The 20,976-nt window shown below is 63.1% G+C and carries 17 protein-coding genes and 1 tRNA gene; 13 read left to right on the top strand and 5 right to left on the bottom strand.

Translation table 11 applies throughout. The features are described from left to right. The first annotated feature begins 81 nt into the window (after positions 1-81). The 8 genes from HUK72_RS04640 to alr all read left to right on the top strand — a co-directional run bounded on the left by HUK72_RS04640 (position 82) and on the right by alr (position 10,972). Positions 82-1,614 carry an acyl-CoA carboxylase subunit beta gene (locus HUK72_RS04640; RefSeq protein ID WP_176595739.1) on the top strand — a complete coding sequence of 511 codons (1,533 nt, stop codon included), beginning with the start codon at positions 82-84 and terminating at the stop codon, positions 1,612-1,614. Between the two features lie 114 nt (positions 1,615-1,728). Next, on the top strand, positions 1,729-2,166 hold the full coding sequence (mce, locus tag HUK72_RS04635; protein ID WP_176595738.1) for a methylmalonyl-CoA epimerase: 438 nt from the start codon (positions 1,729-1,731) through the stop codon (positions 2,164-2,166). Positions 2,167-2,277: 111 nt separating this feature from the next. Next, positions 2,278-4,431 carry a methylmalonyl-CoA mutase gene (gene scpA / locus HUK72_RS04630; protein ID WP_176595737.1) on the top strand — a complete coding sequence of 718 codons (2,154 nt, stop codon included), beginning with the start codon at positions 2,278-2,280 and terminating at the stop codon, positions 4,429-4,431. Then, on the top strand, positions 4,431-5,429 hold the full coding sequence (gene bioB, locus HUK72_RS04625; protein ID WP_176595736.1) for a biotin synthase BioB: 999 nt from the start codon (positions 4,431-4,433) through the stop codon (positions 5,427-5,429). Before scpA ends, bioB begins: the two co-directional genes overlap by 1 nt. Positions 5,430-5,597: 168 nt before the next feature. Beyond that, positions 5,598-7,583, top strand: a complete 1,986-nt coding sequence (locus HUK72_RS04620; protein WP_176595735.1) for an acetyl/propionyl/methylcrotonyl-CoA carboxylase subunit alpha — start codon at positions 5,598-5,600, stop codon at positions 7,581-7,583. A 76-nt stretch (positions 7,584-7,659) separates the two neighbouring features. After that, positions 7,660-8,031, top strand: a complete 372-nt coding sequence (locus HUK72_RS04615; RefSeq protein ID WP_176595734.1) for a tRNA-binding protein — start codon at positions 7,660-7,662, stop codon at positions 8,029-8,031. A 262-nt stretch (positions 8,032-8,293) separates the two neighbouring features. Next, positions 8,294-9,886 (top strand): MFS transporter, encoded by a 1,593-nt coding sequence (locus HUK72_RS04610; protein ID WP_176597745.1) that lies wholly within the window; start codon positions 8,294-8,296, stop codon positions 9,884-9,886. Positions 9,887-9,925: 39 nt separating this feature from the next. Next, a complete protein-coding gene (gene alr / locus HUK72_RS04605; protein ID WP_176595733.1) occupies positions 9,926-10,972 on the top strand; it encodes an alanine racemase in 1,047 nt (348 codons plus the stop codon). A gap of 60 nt (positions 10,973-11,032) precedes the next feature. On the opposite strand, the gene HUK72_RS04600 is transcribed toward alr, so the two are convergent. Continuing rightward, a complete protein-coding gene (locus HUK72_RS04600; RefSeq protein WP_176595732.1) occupies positions 11,033-12,205 on the bottom strand; it encodes an acetyl-CoA C-acetyltransferase in 1,173 nt (390 codons plus the stop codon). A 51-nt stretch (positions 12,206-12,256) separates the two neighbouring features. Beyond that, positions 12,257-13,345: an alpha/beta hydrolase gene (locus tag HUK72_RS04595; RefSeq protein WP_176595731.1), complete on the bottom strand. Its 1,089-nt coding sequence runs from the start codon at positions 13,343-13,345 to the stop codon at positions 12,257-12,259. On the opposite strand from HUK72_RS04595, the gene phaR reads away from it, so the two are divergent. Beyond that, positions 13,344-13,949: a polyhydroxyalkanoate synthesis repressor PhaR gene (phaR, locus tag HUK72_RS04590; RefSeq protein WP_176595730.1), complete on the top strand. Its 606-nt coding sequence runs from the start codon at positions 13,344-13,346 to the stop codon at positions 13,947-13,949. The two genes, HUK72_RS04595 and phaR, sit on opposite strands and share 2 nt — an antisense overlap. Before the next feature lie 89 nt (positions 13,950-14,038). After that, positions 14,039-15,565 (top strand): proline--tRNA ligase, encoded by a 1,527-nt coding sequence (gene proS, locus HUK72_RS04585; protein ID WP_176595729.1) that lies wholly within the window; start codon positions 14,039-14,041, stop codon positions 15,563-15,565. Positions 15,566-15,902: 337 nt separating this feature from the next. Here the strand turns inward: proS and hslU are convergent, their stop codons facing one another. Together hslU and hslV are read right to left on the bottom strand one after the other, a co-directional pair. After that, a complete protein-coding gene (gene hslU / locus HUK72_RS04580) occupies positions 15,903-17,204 on the bottom strand; it encodes an ATP-dependent protease ATPase subunit HslU (RefSeq protein ID WP_176595728.1) in 1,302 nt (433 codons plus the stop codon). A gap of 116 nt (positions 17,205-17,320) precedes the next feature. After that, entirely contained in the window at positions 17,321-17,887 is a 567-nt protein-coding gene (gene hslV / locus HUK72_RS04575; RefSeq protein WP_369805923.1) for an ATP-dependent protease subunit HslV, read from the bottom strand. 172 nt (positions 17,888-18,059) lie between these two features. On the opposite strand from hslV, the gene HUK72_RS04570 reads away from it, so the two are divergent. Beyond that, positions 18,060-18,248: a hypothetical protein gene (locus HUK72_RS04570; protein WP_176597743.1), complete on the top strand. Its 189-nt coding sequence runs from the start codon at positions 18,060-18,062 to the stop codon at positions 18,246-18,248. Positions 18,249-18,266: 18 nt separating this feature from the next. Here HUK72_RS04570 and HUK72_RS04565 read toward each other — a convergent pair whose 3' ends face one another. Beyond that, positions 18,267-18,395: an entericidin A/B family lipoprotein gene (locus tag HUK72_RS04565; RefSeq protein WP_013846709.1), complete on the bottom strand. Its 129-nt coding sequence runs from the start codon at positions 18,393-18,395 to the stop codon at positions 18,267-18,269. 134 nt (positions 18,396-18,529) lie between these two features. Between HUK72_RS04565 and HUK72_RS04560 the strand changes: the two genes are divergently transcribed. Together HUK72_RS04560 and HUK72_RS04555 are read left to right on the top strand one after the other, a co-directional pair. After that, positions 18,530-18,604: transfer RNA gene (locus tag HUK72_RS04560), tRNA-Val, on the top strand. A 118-nt stretch (positions 18,605-18,722) separates the two neighbouring features. Next, the gene (locus HUK72_RS04555) at positions 18,723-20,948 is read left to right on the top strand and encodes a S9 family peptidase (RefSeq protein ID WP_176595727.1); all 2,226 of its coding nucleotides are present in this window, start codon (positions 18,723-18,725) and stop codon (positions 20,946-20,948) included. The last annotated feature ends 28 nt before the right edge of the window (positions 20,949-20,976 follow it).

The following is a 20,976-nucleotide window of genomic DNA, read 5'->3' as shown; positions in this document are numbered from 1 at the left end:
GCAAAATTGCATTTGCGAAAATGCGAAAAGATTGGAAGGGGCGGGCGAAGATGTCCGCGACAAGCCGGAGAGAAGCCTTATATGTCGAAGCTCGCCATCATCGAACAGCTCGAAGCCAAGCGCGATGCTGCGCGCCTGGGCGGCGGCCAGCGCCGCATTGACGCCCAGCATGCCAAGGGCAAGCTTACGGCCCGCGAGCGGCTGGAAGTGCTGCTGGACGAGGACAGCTTCGAGGAGCTGGACATGTATGTCGAGCATAATTGCATCGACTTCGGCATGGATGAGCAGCACATTCCGGGCGACGGCGTCGTCACCGGATCGGGCACCATCAACGGCCGGCTGGTCTACGTTTTCTCGCAGGACTTCACCGTCTATGGCGGCGCGGTGTCGGAGCGGCATGCGATGAAGATCTGCAAGATCATGGACATCGCCATGAAGGTCGGCGCGCCGGTGATCGGCCTCAACGACTCCGGCGGTGCGCGCATCCAGGAAGGCGTGGCGTCGCTGGGCGGTTATGCGGAGATTTTCCAGCGCAATGTGCTGGCGTCGGGCGTGGTGCCGCAGATCAGCGTTATCATGGGGCCGTGCGCGGGCGGCGCGGTCTACTCGCCGGCGATGACGGACTTCATCTTCATGGTGAAGGATTCGAGCTTCATGTTCGTGACTGGGCCTGACGTGGTGAAGACCGTCACCAACGAGGTCGTGACCCAGGAGGAACTGGGCGGCGCGGTCACCCACACCACCAAGTCGGGCGTGGCCGACGTGGCCTTCGAGAATGACATCGAAGCTTTGCTGGCGGTGCGCGATTTCGTGGACTTCCTGCCTGCGTCCAACAAGGAGCCGGTGCCGGAGCGGCCCAGCGCCGATCCGTGGGACCGCATCGAGGACAGCCTGGACACGCTGATCCCGGCCAATGCGAACCAGCCCTATGACATGCATGAGCTGATCCGCAAGGTGGTGGACGAAGGCGACTTCTTCGAAGTGCAGCCGGCCCATGCGGGGAACATCATATGCGGTTTCGGCCGGGTCGAGGGCAAGACGGTGGGCATCATCGCCAACCAGCCGATGGTGCTTGCCGGGGTGCTGGACATCAATTCGTCCAAGAAGGCCGGGCGGTTCGTGCGCTTTTGCGATGCGTTCGAAATTCCGATCGTCACCTTTGTCGACGTGCCGGGCTTCCTGCCGGGGACGGCTCAGGAACATTCGGGCATCATCAAGCATGGCGCGAAGCTGCTCTTCGCCTATGCCGAGGCGACCGTGCCGAAGATCACCGTCATCACGCGCAAGGCCTATGGCGGGGCTTATGACGTTATGGCGTCCAAGCATCTGCGCGGCGATCTGAACTATGCCTGGCCGACCGCGGAAATCGCGGTGATGGGCGCGAAGGGCGCAGTGGAGATCATCTTCCGCGGCAAGACGCCGGAAGAGATTGCCGAGAAGACCAAGGAATATGAGGACCGCTTCGCCAATCCCTTCGTGGCGGCGAGCAAGGGCTTCATCGACGAGGTGATCCAGCCGCATTCGACCCGCAAGCGGATCGCCCTGGGGTTGCGCAAGTTGCGGAACAAGGCGCTCGAAAATCCGTGGAAGAAGCACGACAATATTCCGTTGTGAGGTGAACCCGTCATCCCCGCTCAGGCGGGGATCCATCTCCGGACGTTGCATCTGGGGCGCGCGCAGGAGATGGATTCCCGCTTTCGCGGGAATGACAAGGATGGGAATGAAGTTATGAAACTCGGTCGCTTGAACCATATCGGCGTGGCGACGCCTTCGCTGGAGGCTTCGCTGGCCTATTATCGCGACGTCATGGGCGCGACGCTGACGCACGAGCCTTTCGACCTGCCCGCACAGGGGGTGAAGGTGTGCTTCGTCGATACGCCGGGCGTGAATGGTACCGAGGGCACGCAGATCGAGCTGATCGAGCCTTTGGGCGAAAACTCGCCCATTCACGGCTTCATCGCCAAGAACCCGGCCGGTGGGCAGCATCATATGTGCTATGAAGTGCCCGACATTCACGAGGCCAAGGCCTGGTTCGAGGGGCTGGGCAAGAAGGTGCTGGGCGAGCCGCGCATCGGGGCGCATGGGACGCTGATCTTCTTCGTCCATCCCAAGGATATGAACGGGGTGCTGACGGAGATCATGGAGACGCCGAAAGAGGCGCATTGAGTTTTTCGTCATGCCGGACTTGATCCGGCATCCCGCTTCTTTGCGAGCGGGACGAGGGCAGCGGGACCCCAGATCAAGTCCGGGGTGACGATTGGGTAGATAGGGACGCAAATGACCGAGAAGCCGACGCTGGATCAGTGGGCCGCCGCCGCCGCCAAGGAGGTGAAGGGCAAGGATCTCAACTGGGAAACCCCGGAAGGGATCACGGTGAAGCCGCTCTACACGGCGCAGGACGTGACCGTCGATCCGGGCCTGCCCGGCTTCGCGCCGTTCACGCGGGGCGTGCGCGCCTCCATGTATGCAGGGCGCCCCTGGACCATTCGGCAATATGCGGGCTTCTCGACCGCCGAGGAATCCAACGCCTTCTATCGCCGCAACCTTGCGGCCGGTCAGAAGGGTCTCAGCGTCGCCTTCGACCTGGCCACCCATCGCGGCTATGACAGCGACCATCCCCGCGTCGTCGGTGACGTCGGCAAGGCGGGCGTGGCGATCGATACCATTGAGGACATGAAGATTCTGTTCGACGGCATTCCGCTCGACCAGATGTCGGTTTCCATGACCATGAACGGCGCGGTGATCCCGATCCTCGCCTTCTTCATTGTCGCGGGCGAGGAGCAGGGGGTCGAGCGCAAGTTGCTCGACGGAACCATTCAGAACGACATTCTGAAGGAGTTCATGGTCCGCAACACCTATATCTACCCGCCCGAACCCTCGATGCGGATCATCTCGGACATTTTCGGTTATACCAGCCGCGAGATGCCCAAGTTCAACAGCATCTCCATTTCCGGCTATCATATGCAGGAAGCCGGCGCGACGCAGGTGCAGGAACTGGCCTTCACCATCGCGGACGGCGCGGAATATGTGCGCTACGGCGTGGCGTCGGGCCTCGACATCGACAAGTTCGCTGGGCGGCTGAGCTTCTTCTTCGCCATCGGCATGAACTTCTTCATGGAGATCGCCAAGCTGCGCGCCGCGCGCGTGCTGTGGCATCGGGTCATGACTAAGCTCGGCGCGCAGGACGAGCGTTCGAAGATGCTGCGCACCCATTGCCAGACGTCGGGCGTGTCGCTGACCGAGCAGGACCCCTATAACAATGTGATGCGCACCACGATTGAGGCGATGGCGGCGATGCTGGGCGGCACCCAGTCGCTGCACACCAATGCGCTGGATGAAGCGATTGCGCTGCCGACGGACTTTTCGGCCCGCATCGCGCGCAACACGCAGATCGTCATCCAGGAAGAGACGGGCATGTGCAATGTCGTCGATCCGCTGGGCGGCAGCTATTATATCGAAGCGCTGACCCAGCAACTGGTCGACGCCGCTCAGGAGATCATCGACCGCGTCGAGGCCGAAGGCGGTATGGCGAAGGCGGTCGGTGCCGGCTGGCCCAAGGCGATGATCGAAACCGCCGCCGCAGCGCGTCAGGCCCGCGTCGATCGGGGCGAGGACGTCATCGTCGGCGTCAACAAATATCGTCTGGCGAACGAGGATTTGCTCGAAACGCTGGAGGTCGACAACACCAAGGTGCGCGAGGCCCAGATTGCCCGCATCAACCGGGTCAAGGCGGAACGCGACGAGGAAGCGTGTCAGGCCGCGCTGGAAGCGCTGCGTGCAGCCGCTGCCGGGCCGCAGTCGATCGAAAACAACCTCCTCGCCCATGCGGTCGAAGCGGCGCGCGCCCGCGCCACGCTGGGCGAAATCTCCTCCGCCATGGAGGACAGCTTCAACCGCTACGGCACGCAGCCGACGCCGGTGAAGGGCGTCTATGGCAAGCCTTATGCGCAGGACAGCCGCTGGAAACAGGTTCTTGACGGGGTGCAGGCCGTCGAGCGGCGCCTCGGTCGCAAGCCCAAACTGCTCATCGCCAAGATGGGGCAGGATGGGCATGACCGGGGCGCCAACGTGATCGCATCCGCTTTCGGGGACATGGGTTTCGATATCGTGTCGGGCCCGCTGTTCCAGACGCCGGAGGAAACGGTGGTGCTGGCGCTCGACAGCGGCGTGGACGTCGTGGGTGCGTCGAGCCTCGCGGCGGGGCACAAGACGCTCATTCCCGAGCTGATCAACCAGCTTCGGGAAAAGGGCCGCAACGACATCAAGGTGATCGCGGGCGGGGTCATTCCGCCGCAGGATTATGACTTCCTCCGTGACGCGGGCGTTCAGGGGATTTATGGACCGGGCTCCAACGTCGTGGAGTGCGCCGCCGATGTGCTGCGTCTCCTCGGCCACAACATGCCCCCGGCGGGGCTAGAGGAAGCCGCATAATGACCACCATTGCTCGCACTGACTGGACCCGCGACGAGATCGCCGCGCTGTTCGACCTGCCCTTCAACGACCTGATGTTCGAGGCGCAGTCGATCCATCGTGCGACTTTCCCGCGCAACGAAGTGCAGCTTTCGACCCTGCTGTCGATCAAGACGGGCGGCTGCCCGGAGGATTGCGGCTATTGCAGCCAGTCGACCGAAGCCGAAAGCGGCCTGAAAGCCACCAAGCTGATGGACGTGCAGGCCGTGCTTCAGGCGGCGGCGCAGGCGAAGGATCATGGTTCGGGCCGTTTCTGCATGGGCGCGGCGTGGCGCAATCCCAAGGAACGGGACATGCCCAAGCTCATCGAAATGGTGAAGGGCGTGCGCCAGATGGGTATGGAAACCTGCATGACGCTGGGCATGCTGTCGGCCGATCAGGCGAAGCAGCTCGCGGATGCGGGGCTGGATTATTATAATCACAATATCGACACCTCGCCGGAAAATTACGCCAACGTCATCACCACCCGGACCTTCGAGGACCGGATCGAGACGCTGGAAAATGTCCGCGATGCGGGCATCAATGTGTGCTGTGGCGGGATCGTCGGGATGGGCGAGACGCGGAGCGACCGGATCGGTTTCCTCCACGCGCTCGCCACCATGCCGCATCCCGAAAGCGTGCCGATCAACGCGCTGGTGCCGGTCGAAGGCACGGTGCTGGGCGACATGCTGAAGGATACGCCGCTCGCCAAAATCGACGAGGTGGAGTTCGTCCGCACCGTTGCCGTGGCGCGGATCGTCATGCCGCAGTCGATGGTGCGGCTCTCCGCCGGGCGCGAGAGCATGAGCGAGGCCTGTCAGGCGCTCTGCTTCATGGCGGGGGCGAACAGCATCTTCACTGGCGACAAGCTGCTGACGGCGGCCAATGCCGGGGATGACAAGGATAGCGCGCTGCTTTCCAAGCTCGGGCTGGCGCCGATGATGGCACAGCCGCATGGGCATCTGGAGGCGGCTGAGTAATTTTCCCCTTCTTCCGTCATGCTGAACTTGTTTCAGCATCCATCGCGCCTTCGGACCCGTCGGTTGAGGAGGCGAAATGGACCCTGAAACAAGTTCAGGGTGACGCTGGAAGATAGGGATGGGTTGGCTCGAAAGGGCAACAAAATAGGACTGGGGCAAGGATAGATAATGGCAATCACCAAGATCCTGATCGCGAACCGTGGCGAAATTGCGTGCCGCGTCATCCGCACGGCGCGGAAGATGGGCATCAAGACCGTGGCGGTCTATTCGGACGCCGACGCCCGCGCACCGCATGTGCTGATGGCGGACGAAGCCGTCCATATCGGTCCGTCGCCCGCTGCCCAATCCTATCTGATTGCCGAGAAGATCATCCAGGCCTGCAAGGATACCGGTGCCGATGCGGTGCATCCGGGTTACGGTTTCCTCTCCGAGCGTGAGAGCTTCCGCAAGGCGCTGGACGCCGAGGGCATCATCTTCGTCGGCCCTCCCGCCAACGCGATCGCCGCGATGGGCGACAAGATCGAGTCGAAGAAGCTCGCCAAGGCAGCCGGCGTCAATGTCGTCCCCGGCTATGTCGGCGTGATCGAGGACACCGAACATGCCGTCCGCATCTCCAACGAGATCGGCTATCCGGTGATGATGAAGGCTTCGGCCGGCGGCGGCGGCAAGGGCATGCGCCTTGCTTATTCCGAACAGGATGTCCGGGAGGGCTTCGAGGCGACCAAGCGCGAGGGCTTGAACAGCTTCGGTGACGACCGCGTGTTCATCGAGAAGTTCATCGAAAGCCCGCGCCATATCGAAATCCAGATATTGGGCGACCAGCACGGCAATATCCTTTACCTGAACGAGCGCGAATGTTCGATCCAGCGCCGCCATCAGAAGGTGGTCGAGGAAGCGCCGTCGCCCTTCGTCAGCCCCGAGATGCGCAAGAAGATGGGCGAGCAGTGCGTCGCCCTGGCGCGGGCGGTCGGCTATTTCAGCGCGGGCACGGTCGAGCTGATCGTGTCGGGCGCGGACAAGACCGGCGATGGTTTCTACTTCCTGGAAATGAACACCCGTTTGCAGGTGGAGCATCCGGTCACCGAAGAGATTACCGGCCTCGACCTGGTCGAGCAGATGATCCGGGTCGCCAATGGCGAGGAGTTGAGCTTCCGTCAGGAGGATGTGAAGATCAACGGCTGGTCGATTGAGAACCGCGTCTATGCCGAAGACCCCTATCGCGGCTTCCTGCCGTCGACGGGTCGCCTGATCCGCTACAATCCGCCGGAAGCGGTGGACGGCGTGCGCGTCGATGATGGTGTGGTTGAAGGCGGCGAGGTCAGCATGTTCTACGACCCGATGATCGCCAAGCTGATCACCTGGGCGCCGACCCGTCTCGAGGCGATCGACAAGCAGATCGCGGCGCTCGACCAGTTCGAGATCGAGGGGCCGGGGCATAATATCGATTTCGTCTCCGCGCTGATGCAGCATGAGCGTTTCCGTTCCGGCAACATCACCACTGGCTTTATTGCCGAGGAATATCCGGAGGGCTTCATCGGCGCTCCGGCTTCCGAAACGCTGCTCAAGCGCCTGTCGGCTATCGGCGCCTTTGCCGCCATGGCGCAGGCGGATCGGGCTCGCCGGATCGAGGGGCAATTGGGCAAGCGTCTCGCTCCGCCGACCGATTGGCAAGTGAAGATCGGGGATGCGATCCATGACGTCGTGATCGACGGCGATGACGTCACCGTCGATGGCGAGGCGATCGACTTGGCGCTGGAATATACGCCCGGCGACCGGCTGATCGAGGCGGAGTTCGGTGAGGAGCAACTGGCGGTGAAGATCGCGCCGGTGCGCTCGGGCTTCGTGCTGACCGCTCATGGTGCGAGCCACAAGCTGCGCATCCTACCCGGTCATGCGGCGGTGCATGCCAAGCATATGATCGAGAAGATTCCGCCGGATCTGTCGCGTTTCCTGATCTGTCCGATGCCGGGCCTGCTGGTCGCGCTGAACGTCAAGGAAGGCGACAAGGTCGAGGTCGGCCAGCCGCTCGCGGTGATCGAGGCGATGAAGATGGAGAATATCCTGCGCGCGCAGAAGGCGGGCGTGGTGAAGAGCGTGTCCGCCGCGCAGGGCGAAAGCCTGCCGGTCGATGCGATCATTCTGGAACTGGAATAATCCGGCCGTCTTGCCGGGCGAAGGTGGAGGATGGCGTCTTTCGACTTCGCCCGGTGGCTGGCATTAGCATGTTGGCATGCATCTGAATCACGATCCTGCGGCGGTGGCTGCCGATCTCATTGGCTTTGACGATTTCCTGAAGGTCGACATTCGCGTCGGCACGATCCTGTCGGCGGAGCCTTATCCGGAGGCACGGAAACCGGCCTATAAGCTGTTAATCGATTTCGGGCCGGGCATCGGGCGGAAGAAGTCGAGCGCGCAGATCACCGAAAATTACGCGCTGGAGGATTTGCCGGGGCGGCAGGTGGTGGCGGTCGTCAATTTTCCGCCGCGGCAGATCGGGAAATTTCTGTCCGAAGTGCTGACATTGGGGTTCGCGGATGATGCGGGCGCGGTGGTGCTGTTTTCGCCGGATCGGGTAGTGCCGAATGGGTCGCGGTTGTTTTGAGCGGGCGGCGGCTGTTGGCCAGTTGCCGTCATTAGGCGCGCCGTGCTCCTGCGCAGGCAGGAGCCCAGTCCCGCCATTTGTGGATCATCGCACCGTAGGAACTGGGCTCCTGCCTGCGCAGGAGCACAGTGTACTTTAAGGAAAGCGATGCAAGCAGGCGGTCCGCTCCTTCATATCAAGCACCAACGCTAATCCCGCTTGCTGGCGTACGGCACTTCATTAGAACGGGCGCGAAGAAATTGGGTAGGTGAGCGGGGGCGGAATGGGTGGAAGTGCGGTCGGTACAGACTATGTGATGGACGCCCGGCGGGACCGGCTGGTCATCACCGCGTCCGCGCTCGGCACATTGTTCGAATGGTATGATTTCTACATCTATGGCGTGTTGGCGCCGATCATCGGGCGGACCTTCTTCCCGACCGACAATCCGACCGTCGAACTGCTTTATTCGCTGGCCGGATTTGCCATCGGTTTCGGGTTCAGGCCGCTCGGCGCGGCGTTGTTCGGCTATCTGGGCGACAGGCTGGGGCGCAAATATACCTTCCTGGCCACCATCGTCCTGATGGGGGCGGCGACGGCGGGCGTCGGGTTGACCCCGTCCGCCGCGAGCATCGGCATCGCCGCGCCGATCATCCTGATCCTGCTGCGGATCGCGCAGGGATTGGCGCTGGGCGGGGAATATGGCGGGGCGGCGATCTATGTCGCGGAACATGCACCGCCGGGCAAGCGGGGCTTTTTCACCAGCTTCATCCAGGCGGGGGTGATCGGCGGCTTCATCCTGTCGCTGATCGTCGTGGTGGGAACGCAATGGATCGTCGGCAAGGCGGTGTGGGACGATTGGGGCTGGCGGCTGCCCTTCATCTTCTCGCTGGCATTGCTGGCGATCTCGCTCTGGATGCGGCTGATGCTGCGCGAAAGCCCGATCTTCGCGGCGATGAAGGCGGCGGGCGAGCAATCGCGCAACCCGCTGAAGGAGGCGTTCACCTATCCCGGCAACAAGCGGCGGATGCTGGTGGCGATGATCGGCATCGCGGCGGGCTTCACCGTCATCGCCTATACGGTGATGTTCCAGGCGCTTTATTTCCTGCAAAACGGCCTGCATGTCGCGCCCGGAATGGCGCAGTTGCTGGTGGGCGGCAGCGCCTTTGCAGGCGTGGCGGCCTTCATCTTCTTCGGCTGGCTGTCCGACCGGGTGGGGCGGAAAAAGCCCATCGTCATCGGCTATGCGCTGGTGCTGCTGCTGCTCATGCCGCTCTATCAGTTCATGGGGAGCGTGGCGAACCCGGCCCTCTACCGGGCGGCGGAGCGCGCGCCGGTGATCGTGAGCGGCCCCGATTGCAGCTTCGATCCCTTCGCCAAGGTGCAGCCGACCGTTTGCGGCAAGCTGCTCGATCATTTTTCCAAGCGCGGCATCGCCTATGAAAAGCGGGAGGCGGCGACGCCTTCTGTCAACGTCGGTTCCGTGGCGGTCGCGGACTTGAGCGCGGAAGGGCTGGATGCGGCGCTGCATGCGGCCGGATATGAATCGGCCCCCGTCACGCCGGACTGGCCGCGCGCTTTGTTGCTGTTCCTGGCGCTGCTGCTGCTCTGGACGCTGTCGGGGGCGACCTATGGTCCCGTCGCGGCGCTGCTGTCGGAATATTTCCCGGCGCGGATACGCTATAGCTCGCTGTCGATCCCCTATCATATCGGGACCGGTTATTTCGGCGGGTTCCTGCCGCTGGTCAGCCAATATATCGTGGCGCGGACGGGCGATCCCTATGCGGGGCTGTGGTACACCATTGCGGTGGTGGCGGTCGCGCTGCTGACTTGCATCGTCGCCCTGCCGGAAACGCGTGGGGCCGAGATGGAAACCTGATGCCTCGACGGTTACGCCGTTGAGCGCTATCGCGATGCGATGACTGATTTTTCCGCACCGCTGCGCCTGCGTCTGGATGGAGACGCTTTGCTCGCCAATTGGCGCTGGTTGAAGCGGCAGGGCGGTGCGGCGGCCTGCGGGGCCGCGATCAAGGCCAATGGCTATGGCCTGGGCAGCGCGGAAGTGATGCGGCGCTTGCTGGACGCGGGGTGCCGGGACTTCTTCGTGTCCAACTGGGCCGAGGCGATGGCGCTGGAGCCTTTGATCAGCGAGGGCGTGTCGCTTTCCGTGCTGCATGGCGTGCGGGAGGAGGACATGGCGGTGGCGCTCGCCTCCCGCGCAAGGCCGGTGCTGTGCACGGAAGGGCAGATTGCGCGCTGGAAGGAGGCGGGCGGCGGGCTTTGCGACGTCATGGTCGATACCGGCATGAACCGCCTGGGGCTGGATTGGCGGGGCGATGTTTCGGCGCAGGTTGCGGGGCTGGAGGTGGCGACATTGCTCAGTCATCTGGCTTCCGCCGACGAGGATGTGCCGCTCAGCCAAGTGCAGTTGGAACGGTTTTCGGCGCTGCGGGGCGCAGTCAGGGCGGCGCGTTACAGTCTGGCGAACAGCGCGGGGATTTGCCTGGGCGCTGCCTATGCTTTCGACATGACGCGTCCGGGGATTGCGCTTTACGGCGGCGTGCCGCGCACGGAAGCGGCGGGGCGGATCGGGCAGGTCGTCTTTCCGGAGGCTCAGATATTGCAACGCCGCCGCGTCCGGGCGGGCGACACGATCGGTTATAACGCGACCCATCGCGCAGCGGCGGACATGGAGATTGCCGTGGTGAATCTAGGCTATGCGGACGGCTATTTGCGCGGCTTTTCCGGGCGGGGGTCCATGACTTTCGGGGACAGGCATCTGCCGGTGGTTGGGCGGGTCTCGATGGATTTGACCGCTGTCGACGTGTCGGGTCTGCCCGAGGTCGGGGAGGGGGATTGGCTGGGCGTCGACTATGCGCTGGCGGAGGCGGCGGCGGTTTCCGGGCTGTCGCAATATGAGTTGCTGACAGGGCTGGGCGCGCGTTTCGACCGCATCTGGCGCTGACAGCAGAAGGCCGCCGATCCGGATTGGGATCGGCGGCCTTTTCGTCTCTTTACCCTCGGCTTAGCGCTCGACGCACATGGCGACGCCCATGCCGCCGCCGATGCAGAGGGTCGCGAGGCCCTTCTTGGCGTCGCGCTTCTGCATCTCGTAGAGCAGGGTGGTGAGGACGCGGGCGCCCGAAGCGCCGATCGGATGGCCGATGGCGATCGCGCCGCCGTTCACATTGACCTTCGCCGGGTCCCAGCCCAGTTCCTGACCGACGGCCAGCGCCTGCGCGGCGAAGGCTTCGTTGGCTTCGATCAGGTCGAGATCGGCCAGCGACCAGCCCGCCTTGGCCAGCGCCTGACGGCTTGCCGGAGCCGGGCCGATGCCCATGATCGACGGATCGACGCCGCAGGTCGCGAAGCCGGCGATGCGCGCCAGCACGGTCGCGTTGCGCTTGGCGGCTTCTTCGGCGCTCATCAGGACGAGGGCGGCGGCGCCGTCGTTGATGCCGCTGGCGTTGGCGGCGGTGACGGTGCCGTCCTTCTTGAAGGCGGGGCGCAGGCTCTGCATCGCTTCCAGCGTGGCGCCAGCGCGGATATATTCGTCGGCGTCGACGATGGTGTCGCCCTTGCGGCCCTTGATCGTCACGGGAACGATCTCGTCCTTGAAACGGCCCGATGCGCGGGCGGTTTCGGCCTTGTTCTGGCTGGCGACGGCGAATTCGTCCTGCGCTTCGCGGCTGATCTGGTACTTCTCAGCCAGATTTTCGGCGGTGATGCCCATGTGATAATTGTTGAAGGCATCGGTCAGGCCGTCATGCGTCATCGTGTCGATGAAGGAGATCGGCCCCATCTTCGCGCCGCCGCGCAGATATTGGGCGTGGGGCGCGAGCGACATGCTTTCCTGGCCGCCCGCGACCATGATGCGGGCGTCACCGGCGCGGATCGCCTGCGCCGCGAGGGCAACAGCGCGCAGGCCGGACCCGCAAAGCTGATTGAGGCCGATGGCGGTCCGCTCGACCGGGATGCCCGCGTTGACGGCGGCCTGGCGGGCGGGGTTCTGGCCCTGCGCGGCGGTCAGGACCTGGCCCAATATGACTTCGTCCACTTCCTCCGGCGCGACGCCAGCCTGGGCGAGAGCGGCGACGATGGCGGTGCGGCCCAGCTCATGCGCGGGGGTCGATCCGAAGGCGCCCATGAAGCTGCCGACGGCGGTACGCTTGGCAGCGGTGATGACGATGTCTGACAAAGCCTTGATCCTCAGTTCCAGGGGTGATTGTTTTCGCAGGCGCACATATCATCATCCGCCATGGCTGGAAAGCCATTGGGACAGAGGTTCCCAAAGCGACGTGCGCGCGCCGCTGCCCACGATCATGCCGACATGGCCAAGACGCAGCGTCCTGTTCTCCGCCATTTCGGGCGCGGCGTCGGCAGGCACGATGCGGTCGGTGGCGGAACGGATTGAAAGCGTGGGACAAGTCAGGCGGCGGGGATCGATCGCTTGTCCGCCGACGGGCCATTCGCCCCGGCCGCTCGCATTTGCGGCATAGAATTGCTCGAACAGATCGCGCCCCGCAGCATAGCTGAGCGGCGGGCCGCCATTGGCCCAATCCTCCACCGCCAGAAAGGCATGTTCCTCATCGGAACCCGGCTCCATATCCGCAAAGGCCGCATATTTGCGAATCGTGCGGGCGGGGTCCATCGCCCAGAAACCGGATTGCAGCACCTCCATCGGCACATAGCCCAGCCGCTGACAGGTGGGTTTGGAACTGCGCCATAGCGCGCCGATCTGTTCCCGGTCGGCGGGCGGGAAGCCGTCGAAATCCCATGGCGCCGCGACGGTCGCCAGCGCCTTTGCCGGTTGCAAGGCCGCGGCGCCGATGGCCAGATTCCCGCCCAGGCAATATCCCACCAACAGGGGCGTGCGGGGCAGCGCCGCCAGCATCGGCAACAACCGTTCCGTCACATGCCGGTCTAACCCCATTGCGCCGTCGTCCGCCGCCGGCGTTCCCCAGTCGACCAGATAGGCGTCATGTCCTGCTGCGCTCATGTGGCGCAGCATGGAACGGCGGGTCGACAGGTCCAGCACTTGCGGGGGATTGATCAGCGAGGGGATGAAAACCACCGGATGACGGCCATTTTCCGTCCCATAGCGGAGCAGTCTGGCGCTGCCCGCGCTGGCGGCGACGGGGGCGGCGGGGGGCGGGGCAGGGCGCACAGCCTCCTGATATTTCCGCAAACCTAGGAAAGCGCGCTTCCGCAGTTCGGGATCGCTCTCCGTTTCCCGCCATAGGATATTGAGAAAAAGGGGTAAGGGCCGCGGCCCATGTTGCGGCGCGGCATTCGCTTGTGCTAATGCGGAAAATGCAGGTGTGGGAGAGGTATCCATGGCCAAATCTAAGACCGCGAACGAATCTGAACCGGTCGTTATCAAGAAGTACGCTAACAGGCGGCTCTATAACACAGAAACGTCGAGCTACATCACGCTGGATCTTTTGTCGCAGATGACTCGTGAGGGGCGCGAGTTCGTCGTCGTCGATGCGAAGACCGGAGAGGACATCACGCATAATGTCCTGACCCAGATCATCATGGAGGAGGAGCAGCGGGGCAAGAACATGCTGCCCGTCAACTTCCTGCGCCAGTTGATCGCCATGTATGGCGATTCCATGCAGTCCATGGTGCCGCAATATCTGGAAGCGTCGATGGACGCCTTCCGCAAGAACCAGCAGCAGTTCCAGGAAGCGATGAAGGGCGCGTTCGGCGGCGGCCCGCTGGCCGAGATCGCCAAGCGCAACATGCAGATGTTCGAGGCGGCGGCGAGCGCCTTTGGCACGGGCATGCCGGGAATGCCCGGAATGCCTGGCATGGCGGCGCCCACGCCCACGCCCACGCCCACGCCGTCGTCCGCTTCCGAAGAGGCCAAGGATGACGAGATTGCTGAGTTGAAGGCGCAGCTTGCCGCGCTCAACGCGAAGATCGACAAGCTGAGCTAAGCCGCGCTTCCGGCTATCCTTGGGAGTCGACAGGGAGGGCGCGCTTGGCCTATGGCGCGCCATCCATTCGAAATTTTAAGGTCGATCCCGTGAAGCACGCCCTTTCCGTTACCCGCGAACAGGATTTCGCCGCCTGGTATCAGGCCGTCATTTCCGAAGCCGATATGGCCGAGGAAAGCGGCGTGCGCGGATGCATGGTCATCCGGCCCTGGGGCTATGGCATCTGGGAACGGATGCAGAAGCTGCTGGACGATCGCATCAAGGCGACCGGCCATGAAAATTGCTATTTCCCGCTGTTCATTCCGCTCAGCTATTTCGAGAAGGAAGCCGAGCATGTCGACGGCTTCGCCAAGGAAATGGCGGTCGTCACCCATCATCGCCTGATCCAGAAGGATGGGCGTCTGGTACCCGATCCCGAAGCGAAGCTGGAAGAGCCGCTGGTGGTGCGTCCGACTTCGGAGACGGTGATCGGCGCGGCTTTCTCGCGCTGGGTGCAGAGCTGGCGCGACCTGCCGGTGCTGATCAACCAGTGGGCCAATGTGGTGCGTTGGGAGATGCGCACGCGGATGTTCCTGCGCACGGCGGAGTTTCTGTGGCAGGAGGGGCATACCGCTCACGCCAGCGTCGATGAGGCGATGGAAGAGACGCTCAAGATGCTGGAAGTCTATCGCAGCTTTGCCGAGGAATGCGTCGCGCTGCCGGTGATCGCGGGCGAGAAGCCGGAGAATGAGCGCTTTCCGGGGGCCGTCGCGACCTATTCCATCGAGGCGATGATGCAGGATGGGAAGGCGTTGCAGGCGGGCACTTCGCATTTCCTGGGGACCACCTTCTCGCAGGCGCAGAATATCAAGTTCCAGAATGCCGAGGGGCAGCAGGAACTGGCGCAGACGACGAGCTGGGGCGTGTCGACGCGGATGATCGGCGGGCTGATCATGGTGCATGGCGATGATGACGGGCTGCGCGTGCCGCCTCGGGTCGCACCTTATCAGGTGGTCGTGGTGCCGATGTTGCGCGATACGGACGAGGATGCGGCGATCCTGGATTATTGCGGCGAGCTGGTGGCGGAGCTGAACAGGCAGGACGTGTTCCGCGAGCCGGTACGCGCCTTGCTGGACCGGCGGCCGGCCAAGGCGGCGAACAAGCGTTGGGGTTGGGTGAAGAAGGGCGCGCCGGTCGTGATCGAGGTCGGCGGCCGCGATGTGGCCGGGGGCAATGTGTCCGTCATTCGCCGCGACAGGCTCTATCGCGAGGATGGGAAGCTCGACAGTCAGGTTGTGGCGAAATGGGATTTCGTCGAAAATGCAACCAAGTTGCTCGAAGAAATCCAGCAGGGTTTGTTCGCGGACGCGCAGGCGCGGCTGTTGGGGAATATCGACAGGTCAATCACGTCGCTCGATGCGCTCAAGGCTTATTTCGGTGCGAGCAAGAAGCCGGGCTGGGCGCTGGTGCAATGGGCCAAGCCGACCGGCGCGGCGCTCGACAAGGTGATCGAGTGGCTGAAAGGCGAGAAGCTGACGCTGCGCAATGTGCCGTCGGATGCGGAAGCGGCTGATGGGCTGTGCGTGTTCACCGGCGAGAAGGCGGTGGAGCGTGTGTTGGTGGGGCGTTCTTACTGAGCCTCTAAAATTCCCTCCCGTTTACGTTCAAACAAGGCACGTGACTCGTTTGAAGGGTTGGGCTGTATCGACATTCAGTTCGATATGGGAGGTTTACAACATAATTGACGTCATGCTGAACTTGTTTCAGCATCCATCGTGCCTCCAGGCGCCGTTCTCCTGTGAGGAGAAATGGATGCTGAAACAAGTTCAGCATGACGATTTGGAATGAGGGCTAATGCCTATCGTTCGAAATAGCTGAATGCCGATACAGCGCAGGGGAGGGCATGTCACAGCGCTCTCCTCACAATCTCTTCCCCGACCCCTCCCGCAAGCGGGAGGGGAGCTATAAGGGCAATTACAGCACATATTTGCTGAGGTCGGTGTTACGCGCCACTGCGCTCAACTGCGTCTCCACATAGGCCGCATCGATCACCAGCGTTTCGCCTTGGCGATCCTCGGCGTCGAAGCTCACATCCTCCAGCAGCTTTTCCATCACTGTCTGGAGGCGGCGGGCGCCGATATTCTCGACCTCGCCGTTCACCTCCGCCGCGATCTTCGCCACGGCGCGGATGCCGTCGGGCGTCAGGTCGATGGTCACGCCCTCAGTCGCCAGCAGCGCGCGATATTGCGCAACAAGGCTCGCCTTTGTGTCGGAGAGGATCGAGACGAAATCGTCCTCCGTCAGCGCCTTTAGCTCGACGCGGATCGGCAGGCGGCCCTGCAATTCCGGCAGCAGGTCGCTGGGCTTCGCCACATGGAAAGCGCCTGATGCGATGAACAATATATGGTCAGTCTTGAGCGGGCCATATTTGGTCGAGACCGTCGTGCCCTCGATCAGCGGCAGCAGGTCGCGCTGCACGCCCTCGCGGCTGACGGAGCCGCCGCGCACGTCGCTCACCGCGATCTTGTCGATCTCGTCGAGGAAGACGATGCCGTTCTGCTCCGCGCTGGAGATGGCAACGCGGGCGACATCGTCCTGGTCGAGCCTCTTGTCCTGCTCCTCCTCGACCAGCTTGTCCCACGCTTCCGCGACGCGCAGCTTGCGGCGCTTCTTCTGTTGCTGGCCGAACGCCTTGGACATCATGTCGCTCAGGTTGATCATGCCGATCTGGCCGCCCATGCCGGGGATTTCCATCGGCATGGAGGGGCTGTCGGTAACTTCCACCTCAACCTCGACATCGTTCATCTGATTGTTCTCGATCCGCTGGCGGAAGGAGAGGCGGGTTGCCTCGCTCGCTTCCTTGCCGGTGAGCGCGTCGAGCAGGCGGGCCATGGCGGCTTCGGATGCGGCTTCGCGCACGGCTTCGCGGCGGCGGTCGCGTTCCAGGCGCACCGCTTCCTCGACCAGATCGCGGACGATCTGCTCCACGTCGCGGCCGACATAGCCGACTTCGGTGAACTTGGTCGCTTCGACCTTGACGAAGGGCGCGTCGGCCAGCTTGGCGAGACGGCGGCTGATCTCCGTCTTGCCGCAGCCAGTGGGGCCGATCATCAGGATGTTCTTCGGCGTCACCTCATCGCGCAAGTCGGCGGACAGGCGCTGGCGGCGCCAGCGGTTGCGCAGTGCGACGGCGACTGCGCGCTTGGCGTCGGCCTGGCCGATGATGTGCGCGTCGAGGGCGGAGACGATGGCTTTGGGGGTCAGGTTGTCGTTCATGGGATCTCTAAAAATCCGTTCGCCCTGTTTTCATGAGCCGCTTGGCTCATTCAAATGTCAAAGGGCGTTGCTTCTGAAGAAAGGAAGGGCTTCGACAGGCTCAGCCCGAACGAGGTTTAAGCTACAGATTCCAGCTCTTCGACCACAAGCTGGTCGTTAGTGTAGACGCAGATGTCCGCCGCCACCTTCATCGCCTTGCGGGCCAGGGTTTCGGCATCTTCCTCATATTCCACCAGCGCTCGCGCGGCGGCGAGGGCGAAATTGCCGCCCGAACCGATGGCCGCGACACCGCCTACCGGCTCCAGCACATCGCCGTTGCCGGTCAGGATCAGCGTCACTTCCTTGTCCGCGACGATCATCATCGCTTCCAGGTTGCGGAGATATTTGTCGGTCCGCCAGTCCTTGGCGAGTTCCACGGCGGCGCGCATCAACTGGCCGTTATGACGCTCCAGCTTGGCCTCTAGCCGTTCGAACAGGGTGAAGGCGTCTGCCGTGGCCCCGGCGAAGCCGCCGATCACCGAACCGTCGTGGAGGCGGCGGACCTTGCGGGCGTTGGGCTTCATCACCGTCTGGCCCATGGAGACCTGGCCGTCGCCGGCCACGATCACCTTACCGTTCTTGCGTACCGACATGATGGTGGTGCCATGCCAGACCGGCATGGAATGGGAGCGTTGGTCGTTCATGGCCCGGCATATGGGAGCGAAGAAAGCAGCGTGCAAGCGCCATGCTCATAAGCGCCGGATCGTGTCATTTTCTGGACAGATTTATTTCAATTCGTTCAGGAACCAACCTGGCGCAATTGACATTGTGCAACGCAGCAACAATCATTCAGCCATGTTGCAGAGAGGCAGGATCATGACCCTCAAGGCCAGAGCGCAGGAAAAGGTCGAGCGTGCGGGAATATCCAACTATTCCTTCGACCAGGACGTGCTGGTGATGTGCGGGGTGCGCTACACGATCGCGGCTTGCGATTGCGGCGAGCCGGACTGCGACGGCGTGCGTCTGGAAAAGGATGCGGCCATGGTCAGCCGCATCCTCCAGTGACCGGGCGATCCGGTCGGATCAGTTGATGGCTTTTTCCCCAGCGCGGCCGACGGATTCGATGTCCCGGCCCGCACCCTTCACGGTGTTGCAGGCGGCCAGCGAGGAAAGAAGCAGGCCCGCAATGACGAGGGCGACGGTTTGACGCATGGGATAGGCACTCCTTTTGATAGCGTATCGATTATAACGCAGCAGGGGCCAATAAGTCCATTTTGCGAATTTGGTTCCTTGCAACGCTTGACAGCCGGCGCGGTGGATGCCAATGGCCGCCTCCTCCTTACAGGGGGCGCGTAGCTCAGCGGTAGAGCACACCCTTCACACGGGTGGGGTCACAGGTTCAATCCCTGTCGCGCCCACCATGATCCGGGCGATCATGGCGGAGAAATATTATTTCCCAACATTGATCTTTTCATCCGCCTCGCGCTAATTCTCTGCGCCATGTGATGCGGCGGTTTCGCCGCGAGGCAAGGGATGAAAATGTCGCCATATCTGAAAAGCGGCGCGGCTGTCGGCGCGCTGATGCTTTCCGTCATGTCCGCCCAGGCGCAGGAAAAGCTGACCCTGGAGCGGGTGTTCGCCAGTCCGGACCTCTCCGGCCCGCAGCCGCGGGCGTTGAAGCTCTCGCCCGACGGCAAGTTGGTGACGCTGCTGAAGCCGCGGACGGACGAGAAGGAGCGGCTCGACCTTTGGGCGGTGGACACGTCCACGGGCGCGGAGCGGATGCTGGTCGATTCGAAGAAGACCGGCAGCGGCGCGGAACTCTCCGAGGCGGAGAAGATGCAGCGGGAGCGGGATCGTTCCGTCGCGGGCAGCACCGGCATCGTCAGCTATGACTGGGCGCCGGACGGCAAGTCCATCCTCGTGCCCGTCGATGGCGACCTTTATCTGGCCGCGCTGGACGGGAAGGTCATGCGTCTCACCGACACGCCCGATGGCGAGTTGAACGGCGTGGTCAGTCCCAAGGGCGGCTATGTCTCCTTTGTGCGCGGCGGCAATTTCTTCGTGCAATCGATAGGCGGCGCGGAGAAGCAGTTGACCCAGGGCGCCAGCGACACGGTGAGCTGGGGCGTGGCGGAGTTCGTCGCGCAGGAGGAAATGGACCGGCGCACCGGTTATTGGTGGTCGCCGGACGACAGGCTGATCGCGGTCGCGCGCGTGGATGAAAGTCCTGTCGGCATCGTCACGCGCACGGCCATCGGCGGCGAGGGCACCAAGGTCTATGACCAGCGCTATCCCGCCGCCGGGACACCTAATGCGCTGGTCGATCTGTATGTGATGAAGCCGGAGGGCGGCGCCCCGGTCAAAGTCGATCTGGGGGCGGAGAAGGATATGTATCTCGCCCGCGTCGACTGGTCGAAGGATGGCAGGACGCTCTACGTCCAGCGCGAGAGCCGGGACCAGAAGACGCTCGACCTGCTGGCCGTCGATCCGGCGACCGGCAAGGCGCGGGTGATCCTGACCGAAAAGGCGAAGAGCTGGATCAACCTCAGCAACAATTTCACGCCGCTCAAGGATGGCAGCTTCCTCTGGTGGTCGGAAAAGACTGGCCATGGGCATCTCTACCATGTGCGTGGTAGTCAATGGACGGCGCTCACCAGCGGCGATTGGGAAGTGCGCGATGTGGTGAGCGTGGACGAGGGTAAGCGTCTCGTCTATTTCACCGGCAACAAGGAAACGCCGCTGGAGCAGCAGCTTTACGTGGCATCGCTCGCCAAGGCGGGGCCGCTCCGGCAGTTGACCGCGGCGGGCTGGTGGAATGACGCCGTGATGGATGGCGCGGCGAGCCGCATCGTGGTCGCGCGCAGCAATACCGATCAGCCCAAGCAGGTCTATCTGGCCGACAGCGCGGGCAAGCAGTTGAACTGGCTGTCGGAGAATGCGGTTCGGGGCAGCCACCCCTATGCGCCCTATCTGGCCAGCCATGCGAAGACCAGGTTCGGCACGATCAAGGCGGCGGACGGCTCGACGCTCTATACCCGGATCATGACGCCGCCGCTGGAGGCGGGGAAGCGCTATCCGGTCTTCATGCTCCATTATGGCGGGCCGGGCACCGGGCGGCAGGTCACCAATTCATGGGGATCACCCATCTACCAATATCTGGTGGACAAGGGCTGGATCGTCTTCATGGTCGACAATCGCGGCACGCCCGATCGCGGCAAGGCGTTCGAGGACCAGATTTACCACGCCATGGGCACGGTCGAGGTGGAGGATCAGCTTGCGGGCGTGAACTGGCTCAAGGACCAGCCCTATGTCGATGCCAAGCGGATCGCGACCTATGGCTGGTCCTATGGCGGCTATATGTCGCTCAAGCTGCTGGAGAAGGCGCCGGGAGTTTTCTCTGCGGCGGTGGCGGGCGCGCCGGTCACGAAATGGGAACTGTACGACACCCATTATACTGAGCGCTATCTGGGCCAGCCGCAGGAGAAGCCCAGCGCCTATCCCGGCTCCGGCGCGGTGGATGAGGCGGTGAAGATCAAGGACCCGCTGCTGCTGATCCACGGCATGTCGGACGACAATGTGGTGTTCGACAATTCGACCGCACTGATAGCGAAGATGCAGGGCGCCGCCGTGCCGTTCGAGATGATGGTCTATCCGGGCCAGACGCACCGCGTCGGCGGGCCGGGGATCAGCGTGCATCTGTGGCGCACGATCGAGGATTTCCTGGCGCGGCATGGGACGGCACCTGAAACGTCTGCCAAATAATGGTTTGTGTTCCTGCGTAGGCAGGAAC

It is taken from the genome of Sphingobium sp. 15-1 (genome assembly GCF_013375535.1).
Classification (GTDB): domain Bacteria; phylum Pseudomonadota; class Alphaproteobacteria; order Sphingomonadales; family Sphingomonadaceae; genus Sphingobium; species Sphingobium aromaticivastans.
Note: the sequence above shows the minus strand (reverse complement) of the source record. Positions and strands in the feature narration are given on the sequence as shown.